Consider the following 13,625-nt stretch of genomic DNA (forward strand, 5'->3'; position numbering starts at 1 on the left):
CGTCGTGCCCGTCCTCGCGCTCGACACGTCCGCAGCCGTCGCGGTGGCCCTGACCGACGATGCCGGGGTGGTGCTCGCCGCCCGGTCCGACGCGCAGCAGCGGCACCACGCCGAGCTGCTGGCCCCGATGATCGCCGACGTCCTCGCGGAGGCCGGTGTGGACCGCCGCGAGCTCTCCTCGGTCGTCGTCGGCACCGGACCCGCCCCCTTCACCGGGCTGCGCGTGGGGCTGGTCACGGCCCGCACGCTCGCGCTCGCCCTCGGCATCCCCGTGCACGGCGTCCCGAGCCTCGACGCGGTCGCACTCCAGGCGTCCCGCGTGCTGCCGTCCGGCACGGACGTCCTCGTCGCCACCGACGCCCGGCGCCGCGAGGTGTACTGGGCGCTGTACCGGCTGGTCGAGCCCGGAGTGATCGAGGCGCTGGCGGGCCCCGAGGTCGCCGCAGCCGTCGACGTCGCCGCCGACCCGCGCACGGCCGGCGCGGTGGCGATCGGCCGCGGTGCCGTGCTCTACCCGGACGTCCTGCGCGGTGGACCGACGACCGGGTTGCTCGATCCCGACCCCGCGGAGCTCGCGCGGCTGGCCCTGACCCGGACGGCGGCGGGCGAGGAGCTCGGCACCGAGCCGCTCTACCTGCGCCGTCCCGACGCGGTGCCGCAGGCGGCGCGCAAGCGCGTGCTCGGATGACCGAGCAGCCGGGCGACGTCGTCGTCCGCGCCCTGCGCCCGGCGGACCTGCCGGCCCTCGTGCGCATGGAGGTCGAGCTCTTCGAGGCGGCCGCGTGGTCGCCCGAGAGCCTCGCCTCCGAGATCGGCGGGACGGGGCGCTGGTACGTGGGCGTGGTCGTCGACGGGGCGCTGGTGGGGTACGCGGGACTGTGGTTCGACGGGTTCGACGCGCAGGTGATGACGATCGGCACGGACGCACGGTTCCAGGGGCGCGGGCTGGGGCGACGGATGCTGGAGAACCTGCTGGACCGCGCCCGGACGCTCGGTGCGGCCGTCGTGCTCCTCGAGGTGCGCGTGGACAACGACCCCGCCATCCACCTGTACGAGAGCGTCGGTTTCGAGAAGCTCGGGATGCGCCGGGCGTACTACCAGCCGGGCAACATCGACGCGTGGACGATGCGTCTGGTGCTGCGCCGGGACGAGGGAGGACCGGCATGACGAGGGACGCGGTCATCGTGGACGCCGAGACGCTCGCGGCGGCACTGGCGGGCGACGAGCCACCCGTGCTGCTCGACGTGCGCTGGGCGCTGGGCCAGACGGACGGTCACGAGCAGTACCTGTCGGGCCACCTGCCCGGCGCGGTCTTCGTGGACCTGGACACCGAGCTGGCCGCACCGCCGACTCCGCAGGACGGCCGGCACCCGCTGCCCGATCTCGCCGCGTTCGAGGCGGCGGCGCGGCGCTGGGGCGTCTCGGGCGATCGGCCGGTCGTGGCGTACGACGCGGTGGGCGGCACGTCCGCGGCGCGCGTCTGGTGGCTGCTGCGCTGGGCCGGCCTCCGGGACGTGCGGCTGCTGGACGGCGGGCTCGCGGCGTGGACCGCGGCAGGGCTCGCGCTCGAGGCCGGATCGGTGACGCCGGAGCCGGGCGACGTGGTGCTGGTTCCCGGTGCGCTGCCGACGATCGACGCCGACGGGGCCGCCGCCTGGACCGGCTCCCTGCTCGATGCCCGCGCGGCCGAGCGGTACGCCGGAGAGGTCGAGCCCGTCGACCCGCGTGCGGGCCACATCCCGGGGGCGATCTCGGTGCCGACCGCCGGGAACGTGGGCGCCGACGGCACGTTCCTGCCCGACGACGAGCTGCGCGCACGGTTCGCGGGGATCGACGGACCGATCGCCGTGTACTGCGGGTCCGGGGTGACCGCCGCGCACGAGGTCGCCGCGCTCGCCTCGGTCGGCGTCGAGGCGGCGCTGTACCCGGGCTCGTGGTCGCAGTGGTCGAACGACCCCGCGCGCCCGGTGGAGACGGGGAAGGCCGCGCCCCCCGTCTAGGGGATCGCGGCCTCCGGTGTCCGGTCAGACGGTCAGGGACGCCTGCGTGTAGGAGAGGCGCTCGGCGCGCGGGTAGTGCGTACCGGCACCCTGGACGTGCCCGACGTTGACGACGAGGAGCGACTTCCAGCCGTTCTCCGCGAAGAACTCGGCGTCGATGCCCTGGGCGTCCATGCCGCCCATGGGGCCGGCGGCCAGGCCCGCGGCGCGCAGGCCGACGATCAGGTAGCCGGCCTGGATGAGGGCGTTCATGCGGGCCATCGACTCGCGCTGCTCGGGCTGGCCCTCGAGCGCGTCGGCGAGCGCGGCCATGTGCGGCGCGAGCGTCGGGATGTGCGCGTGGAAGCCGGTGTCGGCGGCGAGCACGAGCGAGACGGGGGCCTCGAGCACGCGGTCGCGGTTGCCCTCGTTCATGTGGGCCGCGAGGCGCCGGCGGGCGTCCGGGGTGCGGACCACGAGCAGGCGCAGGGGGATGGTGTTCAGGGCGGTGGGGCCCCACTTGACCAGGTCGTACACCGCGGCGATCTGCTCGTCGCTGATCTCGTCGGGGGTGAACGCGGCGGCGGTGCGGGCCTCGCGGAACAGGAGGTCCGCGACGTCGTCGCCGACGGCCAGACCGGAGGTGGGGAAGTCGAGGCCGTCCAGGACGGTGGAGTCAGTGGTCATGCACGGTTGAAGCGTCAACTACCTGCGGTTGTTCCGGGCGACGGTGTGGCGGTCGTCACCACGTCGCGGCCACCTATCCTGGTCCGCATGGCTGACCCCCTCGTGCTCGGGATCGAGACGTCCTGCGACGAGACCGGCGTGGCCCTGGTGCGTGGCTACGACCTCCTCGTCGACGCCGTCGCCAGCTCGGTGGACGAGCACGCGCGGTTCGGCGGGATCATCCCGGAGATCGCGTCGCGCGCGCACCTCGAGGCCATGGTGCCGACGATCGAGCGGGCGCTGGCCACGGCGGACGTCTCGCTCGGCGCGGTGGACGCCATCGCGGTGACGGCCGGCCCCGGCCTGGTCGGACCCCTGACCGTGGGAGCCTCGGCCGCCAAGGCGCTCGCGCTCGCCCTGGACAAGCCGCTGTACGGCGTCAACCACGTGATCGGGCACGCCGTCGTGGACGAGCTGGTCGACGGCGCCTTCCCCGAGCGCGTCATGGCGCTCGTCGTCTCGGGCGGCCACTCGTCGCTGCTGCTGCTCGACGACACCGTGCACGTCACCGAGCTCGGCTCGACGCTGGACGACGCGGCGGGGGAGGCGTTCGACAAGGTCGGTCGTCTGCTCGGCCTGCCGTACCCGGGCGGCCCGCACATCGACCGGCTGGCCCGCGAGGGGAACCCGACCGCGATCCGCTTCCCGCGGGGGCTCACCGCCGCCAAGGACCAGGCCGCGCACGCCGCCGACTTCTCGTTCTCCGGCCTGAAGACCGCCGTCGCCCGCTGGGTGGAGGCCCGGCAGGACGCGGGCGAGCAGGTGCCGCTCCCCGATGTCGCGGCGTCGTTCGCGGAGGCCGTCGCCGACGTGCTGACCGCCAAGACGATCGCCGCCTGCCGGGCGCACGGCGTGGACACCCTGGTGGTCGGCGGCGGGTTCTCCGCTAACTCCCAGCTGCGGGACATGGCCGCGAAGCGCTGCGCGGAGGCCGGCATCGAGCTGCGCATCCCGCCCATCCGCTACTGCACCGACAACGGAGCGATGATCGCCGCGCTCGGCTCGGCGGTGGTGCGGCGCGGGCTGCCGCCGTCGTCGCTGGACCTGCCCGTCGACTCCTCGATGCCGCTCACCCAGGTACTGGTCTGAGGACCTTCTGCTCTGTCGCGCCACGACGCTCCGGCGTGCCATCAGGGGAAGGGGTCCCGCGCCGCGGGGCGCCGGACCGGAGGCGGTGGGTGCGGTGCGAGGTGCGCGAGTCCTGGTGGCGGTGGCCTCGGCGGCGGTGCTGGCGGGCTGCGTCACGGTGAACCAGCAGCAGGCCGGTCCCGGCATGATGCACGGAGGTGGGCCGGGTGTGTTCCGCTCGACGTGCACCCCGACCGTCGACCCCTCGGGTTCCACCGTCGCGGTCATGCTCGGCGACGGAGGCATGGTCCGCAGGATGCACGGCAGCGGCGCGATGCTCCGGGTCGTGCCCGCGTCGGTCGAGGCGGGAGAGGTGACGCTGGTCGCCCGGAACATGGGCCGGCGGACCCACGAGCTCGTCGTCCTGCCGCTGGCCCCCGGCGCGTCCGTCGGTGAGCGGCCGCAGGGCGTCGACGGCTCCGTGGACGAGACCGGCAGCCTGGGTGAGGCGTCGGCGCCGTGTGCCGAGGGGGCCGGCGACGGCCTGCCCTCCGGAGCCGTCGGATGGGTCACGCTCGACCTCCCCGCCGGACGGTACGAGGTCGTCTGCAACCTGCCGCACCACTACGCCGCGGGCATGGCCGACGAGCTCGTCGTCACCGACGCGAGCTAGGCGGTCGTCGTCGACGGCGCGCGGCGCGGGTTGCGCGTACCGGTCGGCCGGCTCCACACCCGCCACACGCGGGCGCCCAGCAGGAACGGCACCGTGAACACGACGGCGTAGAACACGAGCGCCTGCCACGTGAAGGTGGTGCCCGCCGACACGCCGCCCTCGGTGCTGGTGAAGACGGCCGTCGCGCCCAGGAACTCACGCTCGATCGTCCCGCCGCCCAGCTGATCGAGCGTGTCGAGCGTCCCGAAGGTGTACGCCATGACCAGGTAGACGACCGCGCCGACGGCGAGGCCTCCCCAGACGGCCCCGGTGTTCCAGCGCGGGACGGGCCGGCCCAGCTCGGTGAGGTAGCCGTCCGCGAGCACCCGCGGGTGGCCCAGGTCCGCGACTGCCTGCCGCATGCCCACCTCGGACGCGGCGGCGGTGAGCTCGGTGCGGAGCTCGCGCACGACCGTCTTGTGCTTCGGGAAGTCCTGCATGGCCCAGTCGAACCGCAGGAGGTAGCGCTCGCGGACGAGGGCGTCGCGCAGGGAGGTGCTCATGAGGACTCCTTCGTGGTGGCACGGGCGAGCAGACCGTCGACCGTGAGGGCCAGCTGCTGCCACGCCCGGGCGGTGCTCCAGAGCTGCTCCGCGCCGGTGTCGGTGGGCAGGTAGTACTTGCGGGCGGGGCCCGCGCTGGAGGCGACGAGGCGCGACGAGATCTGGCCGTCGCGCTCGAGGCGGTTGAGCACCGGGTACAGCGTCCCGGCGCCGAGGTCGTCGAGGCCGGCCTCGTGCAGGCGGGTGACCAGCTCGTACCCGTAGGACTCGCGCTCGGTGAGGAGCGCGAGCACGAGCATCGGGAGCACGCCCTTGAGGAGCTGGGGATCGCGGGGCTCGTCCATGACGCCCACGCTATGCCTAGTAGTAGGTATTGACAAGTAGTGGGCGTGGCCCAGTTCTGCTAGAGCGGGCGACCGGCCTTGAGCTCGGCGACGAGGGAGCGCACGACGGCGTCGAGCTCACCGGCGTGACGCCGGGCGACCGCGCGCTGACGCTGGTACGACGCGCCACGGCGCAGGATGACGCGCACCTGCTCGAGCTCGGCGGCGCAGCCGAGGCGCTCGGCGACGGGGGCCAGCTCGACCAGCCAGCGGCCGATCGCGTCCGTGACCAGCTCCTCGTCACCGGCCGCGTTCGTGATGATGATGGCGTCCATGCCGTACCGCGCGGAGCGCCACTTGTTCTCCTGGGCGAACCACGGCGGCAGCGTCGGCAGGCTCTCCCCGCGGTCCAGCATCGAGGAGAAGTGCTCCACGAAGCAGTGGGTCAGCGCGGAGATCGCGGCGACCTCCAGGAGGTTCGAGGCGCCGTCGGCGATCCGCATCTCCAGCGTGCCGAACCGCGGCGACGGGCGGACGTCCCACCGGATCTCGTCGAACTGGTCGATGACGCCGGTGTGCATCATGTCGCCCACGTACTGCTCGAGCTGCGACCACTCCTCGAAGGCGAACGGCAGGCCCGCGGTCGGCAGCTGCTGGAACAGCAGGGCGCGGTTGGACGCGTAGCCGGTGTCCTTGCCACCCCAGAACGGGGACGACGCCGACAGCGACAGGATGTGCCCGAAGACGCCGAGCATCGCGTGCGCGATGGGCAGCACCTTGTCCCGGTCCTCGATGCCGACGTGCACGTGCACCCCGTAGATGAGCATCTGCCGGCCCCACCACTGCGTCCGGTCGATGAGGGTCGCGTACCGCTGCTTGTCGGTGACCTTCTGCTGCGCCCAGTTGGCGAACGGGTGCGTCGCGCCACCCATGAGCTCGATGCGCAGCGGGGACGCGGCCGCCTCGACCTCGTCGAGGGCCTGCTGCAGGTCGGCCGTCGCCTCCGCGATCGTGCGGCACTTGCCCGAGCGGATCTCCACGGTGTTGAGCAGCAGCTCCTGCGTGATGAGGGGGTGCTCGGAGCCGTCGGCGGGCCGGACGGCCGCCAGGATGGCCTCCGCGGCCTGGCGCAGGTCCCCGGAGTCGGCGTCGACGAGGGCGACCTCCCACTCGATCCCGACGCTCGACCGCTCGGAGTGCGCGAACGGCACCCGCACCGGCACGGCCATCAGACGGGCTCCACCACGAGCACCTGCTGGCTGCCCGCGACGCGCGTGAGGATGATCGTCCCCGTCGCGCTGCCGCGCAGGTCCAGCTGCCGGCGGAGCTGCTCCGGCACCACGGCCGTCCCGCGCTTCTTGATGGTCAGCTTCCCCACGTCACGTCCTCGCAGGTAGGTCCGGAGCCGCTTGAGGCCGAACGGCATCGTGTCGAGCACGCGGTACGCGGTGGCGGTGGGCAGGGGCGTCAGCGCGTCCGAGGTCACGTAGGCGATCGTGGGGTCCACGAGTCGTCCCTGCACCTGGTGCGCGATCTCGCCGACCAGCCCGGCGCGGATGACGGCCCCGTCGGGCTCGTAGAGGTAGCCGCCGACCGGGCCGGACGCCGGACGCTCGTCCGAGGTGGCGCGCACGACGTGGGCCTCGCCGGCGCGGAGCACCAGGGCGGACCGGCCGGGTCCCTCCGGCGCGAGCGGGCCGAACCAGAGGCCCACCTCGACCACGTCGCCGTCGACCGAGACCCATTGGGCCTGCGCGTCGTCGGGCAGGGCGGTGTGCGGGATGCCGGGGCCGAGCTTGAGGCCGAGCGCGGGTACCCGGTCGCGCACCGCGAGGACCGCGTCGAGGGACGGCTCGTAGGCGGACGGGTCGAACACGCGGCTGCCCGACGAGGTCCGGCGGGCGGGGTCGGCGTACACGCCGTCGACCCCCTCCGCCTCCAGGTCGAGGGCGAGCCCGTCGCCGTGCCGCACCTCGGCGTCGGGGAAGTGCCGCAGGTTCACGGTGGCGATCGCCGCGGTCGCCTCGTCGAGATCGATGGCCAGCACCCGCAGGCCGATGCCCGCGAAGGCCATCGCGTCCGCGCCGATCCCGGTGGTCAGGTCGGCCACCCGGGTGCTGCCGGCGTCGCGGAACCTGCGCGCGTGGTGGGCCGCGACGGTGAGGCGCGTCGCCTGCTCGAGGCCCGCGGCGGTGAAGAGCATGCCGTCGGCGAACGTGCCGAACTTCGCGGCGGCCTTCGCGCGCAGGCGCGACTGGGTGAGCGCGGCGGCGACCAGCGCGGGATCGATGCCCTCGTCGCGCATCCGCTCCGACAGGGCGAGCGTGCGGCTCTCGTCGTACGGCGGCAGGGCGGACAGCAGTGCCCAGCCCGCCGGGCTGAGCAGCTGGGCGATGCCCTCGCGATCCATGCGGCGATCCTCGCACGCAGAGACTCGCCAGGACCGCTCGTTGGCACTCGCCTTGACCGAGTGCTAACCGGTTCCTAGAGTGAGTGGCTGGCACTCTCCCGGTGAGTGTGCCAGCAGCGCTCCAGGGCACGGCACCCGCGACGACGTGTCCGAGAGCGCGCACGTACCTCAGAGAACTACTCACATGCGAAGGGGAGGTCCGCTGTGTCGGTCTCCATCAAGCCCCTCGAGGACCGGATCGTCGTCAAGACGCTCGAGGCAGAGGCGACGACCTCTTTCGGTCTCGTCATCCCGGACAGTGCCAAGGAGAAGCCCCAGGAGGGCGAGGTCCAGGCGGTCGGACCCGGCCGTGTCGACGACAACGGCAACCGGATCCCGCTCGACGTCGCCGTCGGCGACAAGGTCATCTACTCCAAGTACGGCGGCACCGAGGTCAAGTACGACGGCGAGGAGTACCTCATCCTCTCCGCGCGCGACATCCTCGCGATCGTCGTCAAGTGAGCTGAGGGGCGCCACGCGCCCCGCTCGCTCGCGAAGGCCCCCCACTGCAGCTGCCGTGGGGGGCCTTCGCGCGTCCGGGGCCGGACGCACCAGAGCCCCTCTCCCCGATCGTGCCGACGAGGAGAGGGGCTCTGGTCGTGCAGCTCTGGTTCAGCCCACGCGGCTGGCGCGGCCGCGCTGGGCGAGCACCGCGGAGCGCTCGTCCTCGGAGAGGCCGCCCCACACGCCGTAGGGCTCGCGCACGGCGAGGGACTGCTCGAGGCACTCCTTGATCACGGGGCACGTGGCGCAGATCGCCTTGGCCGCCTCGGCGCGGCGCCGGCGGGCCGAGCCGCGCTCACCCTCGGGGTGGAAGAAGAGGTCCTGGTCCTCGTCGCGGCAGGCTCCGTCGAACTGCCACTCCCACAGGTCCATCACCGGTCCGGGAAGGCGCGAGATCTCGGCCATGAGTTCCTCCTCAGTCGATCCGTCGAAGTCCGCCGTGTGGGCGGCTGCGCCGGGAAGTCGTGTACACGGGAACCAGATGGTGTCCACCGGGGTGACGCGTTGGAGAGGACGTTACAACCGCGCCAGAAGTTGTTCAAGACCCGTTCGCACATTGATTCGGTGGCGCGATTGTGCATGAAGCCCCTGGTCGGCGTGTCGGGCGCCGACACGCCCGATGAGGCCGAATCGCGTCGGCCTGGCAGAATCGCGCCATGGTGACGCGCGAGGACGACGAACCGACGGGGCCTCCGGCGCCGGCGCTCGCCGTCGCCGCCGTCGCGCGGCGGCTCGGTGTGGCACCCGCGACGCTGCGCACGTGGGACCGCCGGTACGGGCTCGGGCCGTCGGAGCACTCCGCCGGGGCGCACAGGCGCTACTCGGCGGTCGACGTCGAGCGGCTGCTGGTCATGCGGCGGCTCACGCTGGACGGCGTGGCACCGGCGGAGTCCGCACGGATCGCCCTGGCGACCGACGTGACCGCCGGGACCCCCGCCCGGTCCCAGGACGGGGGCGTGCCGACCACACCGACCGCGGTCGTCGACGCCGCGCTCGCCGGTGACGTCGCCGGGTGCGCGCGGCTGCTGGCGATCGACGAGGGAGCCGACGTCGCGCTCTGGTGGACGGGCCTGCTGGAGCCGGTCATGTCCGCGCTCGCTCGTCGCACGGTCGTCGACCCGCCCGGGGTCGACGCGGTCGCCGCGGTGCACGCGGGCGCCCTCGCCGCCCTGCGGGAGCACCAGGTACCGCTGACGGGGACCCGCCGTCCCGTCGTCCTCGTGCTCGTCGTCCCCCGGGAGGCGCGGCCGCTCGTCGCGCACGCCCTCGCCGGGGCGCTCGCGGCGCAGGGGGTCGATGCGCGCATCGTCGGGGGGCCGGTGGGTCCGCACCACGCCGTCGAGCTCGCTGCCATGACACGCGCACGGGCGGTCGTGACCATCGGGCTGCGGGCCGACGCGGACCTCGAGGTGGTCGACCGGCTCGCGCGCGAGCAACCTGACCTCGCACAGTTCGTCATGGTCCCGGACGGTGCCGCCGACGCGGTCCCGCTGGACCGGTCCGTGCATCGCGCCCGGACGTTCACCGGCCTGCTCCACGAGGTGCTCGCGGTCGCGACGTCGAGCGGTGAGCCCTGAGGGCACGGCCGAGTGGGGGAGACATTCCACGCAGGCGTCGCAGGGGCGGACGAAGCCCCTCTCGCAGCGGGGACGGATCGTCTCTCCGGCTAACTTCAGCGTGATCATCAGCCGATAGCACTCAGGTGCCCCACACGGGGCCCGAGAGGGGAACCAACATGGCGGGAGTCGTGGTCTGTCACGGCTCGGCGGTCGTTCGAGAGCGGCTCGTCGTGACCTCCATCGGCGTGCCCGCGCTCGGTCCGGTCCGTGCGGCGTCGTCGGTGGACGAGCTGCTGAGCCTGGCTCGGCGCATGCCGCCGACGGTCGTCCTGCTCGACGCGCACCTGGCGGCCCCCGGTGCGATCGAGGCGATCCGCCGGCTGCGCGCGGTCGCGCCCGCCGCCGCCATCGTGCTCCTCGCGCTGCCCGACGACAGCGTGGCGCTCGACCGGGCGCTCGCGCTCGGTGCCCGCGGGTTCCTGGCACCCGACGTCGGCCGCGCGGAGCTGTCCGCCGTGGCGGCGCACGTGCTGGCCAGTCCCGTGCTGCCTGCGCAGACCGTGCCCCGCACGCAGCCCGTGGACGTGCCCAGCCAGGGCAGCTTCCGCGCCAGCGACCTGCGCACGCCCGCGGCCGGGGTGTCCACGGTCGGGGCGCCCGACGCCAACGCAGCCCCGGTCGGTGTGCCCACCACGGGAGCGATCCCCGGCGTGCCGCTGACCAAGCGAGAGATCGAGGTGCTCACCGGCATGAGCCACGGTCGCTCCAACGCGCAGATCGGCGCGGAGCTCTACCTGTCCGAGGACACGGTGAAGACCCACGCGCGCCGGCTGTTCCGCAAGCTCGGTGCCAACGACCGGGCCCAGGCGGTCGCGATCGGGCTGCGCCGCGGTCTCATCCAGTAGGGCGGGACCCTCAGCACGCGTGCGCCCGCGTATCCTTGCCGGATGACGGAGCACTCGCCTGCCGACCCGTTCGCCCGCGTCGGGCTCACCTACGACGACGTGCTCCTCCTGCCGGGGGAGACGGACGTCATCCCGAGCGAGGTGGACACGTCCTCGCGCCTGACGCGCGAGATCACCGTGCGGGTCCCGCTGCTGTCCGCCGCGATGGACACCGTCACGGAGTCGCGCATGGCCATCGCCATGGCGCGCCAGGGCGGCATCGGCATCCTGCACCGCAACCTGTCCATCGAGGACCAGGCCCACCAGGTCGACCTCGTGAAGCGCTCCGAGTCCGGCATGATCACCGACCCCGTCACGGTGGGACCGGACGCGACGCTCGCCGAGCTGGACCACCTCTGCGGCATCTACCGCGTGTCCGGGCTGCCGGTCATCGACGAGATCGGGCTGCTGCTCGGCATCATCACCAACCGCGACCTGCGGTTCGTGCCGCCGCAGGAGTTCGAGACGCGCCGCGTCCGCGAGGTGATGACGCCGATGCCGCTGGTCACCGCGCCCGTCGGCATCGCGCGCGACGACGCGGCGGCGCTGCTGGCCAAGCACAAGATCGAGAAGCTCCCGCTCGTCGACGACGCGGGCATCCTGCGCGGGCTGATCACCGTCAAGGACTTCGTGAAGTCCGAGCAGTACCCCGACGCGACGAAGGACGGCGAGGGACGGCTCGTCGTCGGCGCCGCCATCGGCTTCTTCGGGGACGCCTGGGAGCGGGCCTCCGCGCTGGTCGAGGCCGGCGTCGACGCGCTGGTCGTCGACACCGCGAACGGCCACGCGCGCCTGATGCTCGACATGGTCCGCAAGCTCAAGTCCGACCCGTCGACCCGCCACGTCCAGGTCATCGGCGGCAACGTCGCCACGACCCCGGGCGCGCAGGCGCTGGTGGACGCGGGCGTCGACGCGGTCAAGGTCGGCGTCGGACCCGGCTCGATCTGCACCACCCGCGTCGTCGCCGGCGTCGGCGTGCCGCAGGTGACCGCGATCTACGACGCCGCCCGCGCGTGCAAGCCCGCCGGGGTCCCGGTCATCGGCGACGGCGGCCTGCAGTACTCCGGGGACATCGCCAAGGCGCTGGTCGCCGGCGCGGACACCGTGATGCTCGGCTCCCTGCTGGCCGGCTGCGACGAGTCGCCGGGCGAGCTCGTGTTCGTCAACGGCAAGCAGTTCAAGCACTACCGCGGGATGGGTTCGCTCGGCGCGATGGCGTCCCGAGGCCGGATCTCCTACTCCAAGGACCGGTACTTCCAGGCCGATGTGTCCTCCGACGAGAAGATCGTCCCCGAGGGCATCGAGGGCCAGGTGCCGTACCGCGGCCCGCTGTCGGCGGTGGCGCACCAGCTGATCGGTGGCCTGCACCAGTCGATGTTCTACGTCGGTGCGCACACGATCCCGCAGCTGCAGGAGCGGGGACAGTTCATCCGGATCACCGCGGCCGGGCTCAAGGAGTCCCACCCGCACGACATCCAGATGACGGTCGAGGCGCCCAACTACACCGGCCGCTAGGGGAGCAGGGGCAGCTTCCCGACGATCTTGTCCACGCGGTTGCGCGGTCCGACGATGCTGACCGCGTAGTACGCGGGCGCATCAGCGGTCGCCACCTCGGCCAGGTACTCGTCGTACACGCGCGTGTGCTGCGCGGACGCCGGCATGTCCGCGACGAACACCCCCAGGGAGGCGGCGGCCTTCGCGCGGACCTGCGCGAGCTGGTCGGCCGAGGCGGACAGCACCGAGCAGCCGGCCCAGGGGAGCCCGGGGTGGTCGGAGCCCGTGGCGTCCCGGGCGGTGGGACCGAGCAGGCCGTCGACCCCGCTCGAGGTCGCGGCCGACACGCAGACGGCCGCGTTGGCCGCGCGGCCCGGCGGCAGCGACTCGTCGACGACCACCACCCACTTCAGGCGCGCGGCCCGGGTCGGCTCACCCGTGCGGATCTCGTCGGGCTCGAAGCCGACTCGTGTCGGGGTGTCGATCGACATGCTGCGCTCCTCGTTCGTACGTCAGGACATGAGAAGGGTAGGCATGGATCCGGTGCGCTATCAATCAGCCCGTACGACATACGGATAGAGTGGCCGGATGGCGCATCTCGACGCACTTGATACGGCGATCCTGCGGGAGCTGCAGGTCGATGCACGGCGGACCAACCGCGACGTCGCGGCGGCGGTGGGGGTGTCACCGACCACCGCGCTGGACCGCACGCGCTCGCTGCGGGACCGCGGCGTCATCCGCGGGGCGGTCCTCGACGTGGACCTCGCGGAGATCGGTCGACCCGTGCAGGCGCTCATCGCGCTGCGGGTCCGGCCTCCCACGCGGCAGAACATCGAGGGGTTCCGCACGTGGGCGGCGGCGCTGCCTGAGGTGATCGGCGTGTTCGTCACCAGCGGGTCGGAGGACTTCCTCCTGCACGTGGCGGTGGCGGGGAACGACCGGCTCTACGCGTTCGTGATCGACCGGCTCACCGAGCGGCCCGAGGTCGCCGACGTCCGGACGTCGATCGTGTACGAGCACCTGCGCAGCGGGGTCGTCGAGCCGGTCCCGGTGCTAGGACGCGACTAGCCGGCTCGCTCCGGCGTCCGGACGGATCGCCGCCCACACGTCGTCGAGCGAGATGCCCAGGGCGGTGGTGATCGCGGCGATCGTCGAGAACGACGGGGTGGGCACGCGTCCCGTCTCGATCTTGCGGAGCGTCTCCGGTGAGATGCCTGCGGTGAGGGCGACCTCGACCATGGAGCGGTCGGAGCGCGCCTGTCGCAGGAGCGCACCGAGGCGCTCTCCGCGCTCGACCTCGGCGGGGGACAGGGGCAGTCGGACCATGACGCCAATGATAATACCGGGATATGATTACCGGTATA

Annotated in this window: 18 protein-coding genes; 10 read left to right on the top strand and 8 right to left on the bottom strand. The window is 73.1% G+C overall.

Annotated elements, in window-relative coordinates:
- The first annotated feature begins 4 nt into the window (after positions 1–4).
- The 3 genes from tsaB to AC1DXT_RS11195 are packed head-to-tail and all read left to right on the top strand — an operon-like array spanning position 5 to position 2,000.
- The gene (gene tsaB, locus AC1DXT_RS11185; RefSeq protein WP_477061389.1) at positions 5–688 is read left to right on the top strand and encodes a tRNA (adenosine(37)-N6)-threonylcarbamoyltransferase complex dimerization subunit type 1 TsaB; all 684 of its coding nucleotides are present in this window, start codon (positions 5–7) and stop codon (positions 686–688) included.
- Positions 685–1,167, top strand: a complete 483-nt coding sequence (gene rimI, locus AC1DXT_RS11190) for a ribosomal protein S18-alanine N-acetyltransferase (RefSeq protein ID WP_477061390.1) — start codon at positions 685–687, stop codon at positions 1,165–1,167. Before tsaB ends, rimI begins: the two co-directional genes overlap by 4 nt.
- Positions 1,164–2,000 carry a sulfurtransferase gene (locus tag AC1DXT_RS11195; protein WP_477061391.1) on the top strand — a complete coding sequence of 279 codons (837 nt, stop codon included), beginning with the start codon at positions 1,164–1,166 and terminating at the stop codon, positions 1,998–2,000. Before rimI ends, AC1DXT_RS11195 begins: the two co-directional genes overlap by 4 nt.
- 24 nt (positions 2,001–2,024) lie before the next feature.
- Here AC1DXT_RS11195 and AC1DXT_RS11200 read toward each other — a convergent pair whose 3' ends face one another.
- Complete coding sequence (locus AC1DXT_RS11200) at positions 2,025–2,666, bottom strand: malonic semialdehyde reductase (protein WP_477061392.1); 642 nt, start codon at positions 2,664–2,666, stop codon at positions 2,025–2,027.
- A gap of 87 nt (positions 2,667–2,753) precedes the next feature.
- Between AC1DXT_RS11200 and tsaD the strand changes: the two genes are divergently transcribed.
- Both tsaD and AC1DXT_RS11210 read left to right on the top strand, forming a co-directional pair.
- Positions 2,754–3,794: a tRNA (adenosine(37)-N6)-threonylcarbamoyltransferase complex transferase subunit TsaD gene (gene tsaD, locus AC1DXT_RS11205; protein WP_477061393.1), complete on the top strand. Its 1,041-nt coding sequence runs from the start codon at positions 2,754–2,756 to the stop codon at positions 3,792–3,794.
- Positions 3,795–3,888: 94 nt separating this feature from the next.
- Positions 3,889–4,446: a sulfocyanin-like copper-binding protein gene (locus AC1DXT_RS11210; RefSeq protein ID WP_477061394.1), complete on the top strand. Its 558-nt coding sequence runs from the start codon at positions 3,889–3,891 to the stop codon at positions 4,444–4,446.
- Here the strand turns inward: AC1DXT_RS11210 and AC1DXT_RS11215 are convergent.
- From AC1DXT_RS11215 to AC1DXT_RS11230, 4 genes are read right to left on the bottom strand one after another with little or no spacing between them, the layout of a single operon-like run.
- Positions 4,443–4,988 (bottom strand): hypothetical protein, encoded by a 546-nt coding sequence (locus AC1DXT_RS11215; protein ID WP_477061395.1) that lies wholly within the window; start codon positions 4,986–4,988, stop codon positions 4,443–4,445. The genes AC1DXT_RS11210 and AC1DXT_RS11215 overlap by 4 nt on opposite strands.
- The gene (locus tag AC1DXT_RS11220; RefSeq protein ID WP_477061396.1) at positions 4,985–5,332 is read right to left on the bottom strand and encodes a PadR family transcriptional regulator; all 348 of its coding nucleotides are present in this window, start codon (positions 5,330–5,332) and stop codon (positions 4,985–4,987) included. The genes AC1DXT_RS11215 and AC1DXT_RS11220 overlap by 4 nt, the downstream gene beginning before the upstream one ends.
- Positions 5,333–5,391: 59 nt before the next feature.
- A complete protein-coding gene (locus tag AC1DXT_RS11225; RefSeq protein ID WP_477061397.1) occupies positions 5,392–6,540 on the bottom strand; it encodes a glutamate--cysteine ligase in 1,149 nt (382 codons plus the stop codon).
- Positions 6,540–7,721 carry a class I SAM-dependent methyltransferase gene (locus AC1DXT_RS11230; RefSeq protein ID WP_477061398.1) on the bottom strand — a complete coding sequence of 394 codons (1,182 nt, stop codon included), beginning with the start codon at positions 7,719–7,721 and terminating at the stop codon, positions 6,540–6,542. The genes AC1DXT_RS11225 and AC1DXT_RS11230 overlap by 1 nt, the downstream gene beginning before the upstream one ends.
- A 204-nt stretch (positions 7,722–7,925) precedes the next feature.
- Between AC1DXT_RS11230 and groES the strand changes: the two genes are divergently transcribed.
- On the top strand, positions 7,926–8,222 hold the full coding sequence (groES, locus tag AC1DXT_RS11235; RefSeq protein WP_056089045.1) for a co-chaperone GroES: 297 nt from the start codon (positions 7,926–7,928) through the stop codon (positions 8,220–8,222).
- 150 nt (positions 8,223–8,372) lie between these two features.
- Here groES and AC1DXT_RS11240 read toward each other — a convergent pair whose 3' ends face one another.
- Complete coding sequence (locus AC1DXT_RS11240) at positions 8,373–8,669, bottom strand: WhiB family transcriptional regulator (RefSeq protein ID WP_056089049.1); 297 nt, start codon at positions 8,667–8,669, stop codon at positions 8,373–8,375.
- A 251-nt stretch (positions 8,670–8,920) separates the two neighbouring features.
- Here AC1DXT_RS11240 and AC1DXT_RS11245 point away from each other — a divergent pair, with 251 nt between their 5' ends.
- The 3 genes from AC1DXT_RS11245 (at position 8,921) to guaB (ending at position 12,282) form a co-directional block, all read left to right on the top strand.
- Complete coding sequence (locus tag AC1DXT_RS11245; protein ID WP_477061399.1) at positions 8,921–9,841, top strand: MerR family transcriptional regulator; 921 nt, start codon at positions 8,921–8,923, stop codon at positions 9,839–9,841.
- A gap of 212 nt (positions 9,842–10,053) precedes the next feature.
- Positions 10,054–10,728, top strand: a complete 675-nt coding sequence (locus AC1DXT_RS11250; RefSeq protein ID WP_477061400.1) for a response regulator transcription factor — start codon at positions 10,054–10,056, stop codon at positions 10,726–10,728.
- A 42-nt stretch (positions 10,729–10,770) separates the two neighbouring features.
- Positions 10,771–12,282, top strand: coding sequence for an IMP dehydrogenase (gene guaB, locus AC1DXT_RS11255; protein ID WP_477061401.1), 1,512 nt, complete (start codon positions 10,771–10,773; stop codon positions 12,280–12,282).
- Here the strand turns inward: guaB and AC1DXT_RS11260 are convergent.
- Positions 12,279–12,752, bottom strand: a complete 474-nt coding sequence (locus AC1DXT_RS11260) for a DUF2000 domain-containing protein (RefSeq protein ID WP_056089063.1) — start codon at positions 12,750–12,752, stop codon at positions 12,279–12,281. The two genes, guaB and AC1DXT_RS11260, sit on opposite strands and share 4 nt — an antisense overlap.
- Before the next feature lie 97 nt (positions 12,753–12,849).
- Here AC1DXT_RS11260 and AC1DXT_RS11265 point away from each other — a divergent pair, with 97 nt between their 5' ends.
- Positions 12,850–13,329 carry an Lrp/AsnC family transcriptional regulator gene (locus AC1DXT_RS11265; RefSeq protein ID WP_477061402.1) on the top strand — a complete coding sequence of 160 codons (480 nt, stop codon included), beginning with the start codon at positions 12,850–12,852 and terminating at the stop codon, positions 13,327–13,329.
- Here the strand turns inward: AC1DXT_RS11265 and AC1DXT_RS11270 are convergent.
- Complete coding sequence (locus tag AC1DXT_RS11270) at positions 13,315–13,587, bottom strand: helix-turn-helix domain-containing protein (RefSeq protein WP_477061403.1); 273 nt, start codon at positions 13,585–13,587, stop codon at positions 13,315–13,317. The genes AC1DXT_RS11265 and AC1DXT_RS11270 overlap by 15 nt on opposite strands.
- Positions 13,588–13,625: the final 38 nt, after the last annotated feature.

The organism is Cellulomonas sp. P1_G12_2, assembly GCF_056405535.1.

Bases quoted from the DNA above. Each gene is read 5' to 3' on its own strand.
- AC1DXT_RS11265 (WP_477061402.1), top strand. From the start codon at position 12,850: ATGGCGCATCTCGACGCACTTGATACGGCGATCCTGCGGGAGCTGCAG.
- AC1DXT_RS11225 (WP_477061397.1), bottom strand. From the start codon at position 6,540: ATGGCCGTGCCGGTGCGGGTGCCGTTCGCGCACTCCGAGCGGTCGAGC.
- tsaD (WP_477061393.1), top strand. From the start codon at position 2,754: ATGGCTGACCCCCTCGTGCTCGGGATCGAGACGTCCTGCGACGAGACC.
- AC1DXT_RS11260 (WP_056089063.1), bottom strand. From the start codon at position 12,752: ATGTCGATCGACACCCCGACACGAGTCGGCTTCGAGCCCGACGAGATC.
- AC1DXT_RS11195 (WP_477061391.1), top strand. From the start codon at position 1,164: ATGACGAGGGACGCGGTCATCGTGGACGCCGAGACGCTCGCGGCGGCA.
- AC1DXT_RS11245 (WP_477061399.1), top strand. From the start codon at position 8,921: ATGGTGACGCGCGAGGACGACGAACCGACGGGGCCTCCGGCGCCGGCG.
- AC1DXT_RS11270 (WP_477061403.1), bottom strand. From the start codon at position 13,587: ATGGTCCGACTGCCCCTGTCCCCCGCCGAGGTCGAGCGCGGAGAGCGC.
- guaB (WP_477061401.1), top strand. From the start codon at position 10,771: ATGACGGAGCACTCGCCTGCCGACCCGTTCGCCCGCGTCGGGCTCACC.
- AC1DXT_RS11200 (WP_477061392.1), bottom strand. From the start codon at position 2,666: ATGACCACTGACTCCACCGTCCTGGACGGCCTCGACTTCCCCACCTCC.
- AC1DXT_RS11215 (WP_477061395.1), bottom strand. From the start codon at position 4,988: ATGAGCACCTCCCTGCGCGACGCCCTCGTCCGCGAGCGCTACCTCCTG.
- AC1DXT_RS11240 (WP_056089049.1), bottom strand. From the start codon at position 8,669: ATGGCCGAGATCTCGCGCCTTCCCGGACCGGTGATGGACCTGTGGGAG.
- rimI (WP_477061390.1), top strand. From the start codon at position 685: ATGACCGAGCAGCCGGGCGACGTCGTCGTCCGCGCCCTGCGCCCGGCG.
- AC1DXT_RS11230 (WP_477061398.1), bottom strand. From the start codon at position 7,721: ATGGATCGCGAGGGCATCGCCCAGCTGCTCAGCCCGGCGGGCTGGGCA.
- AC1DXT_RS11220 (WP_477061396.1), bottom strand. From the start codon at position 5,332: ATGGACGAGCCCCGCGATCCCCAGCTCCTCAAGGGCGTGCTCCCGATG.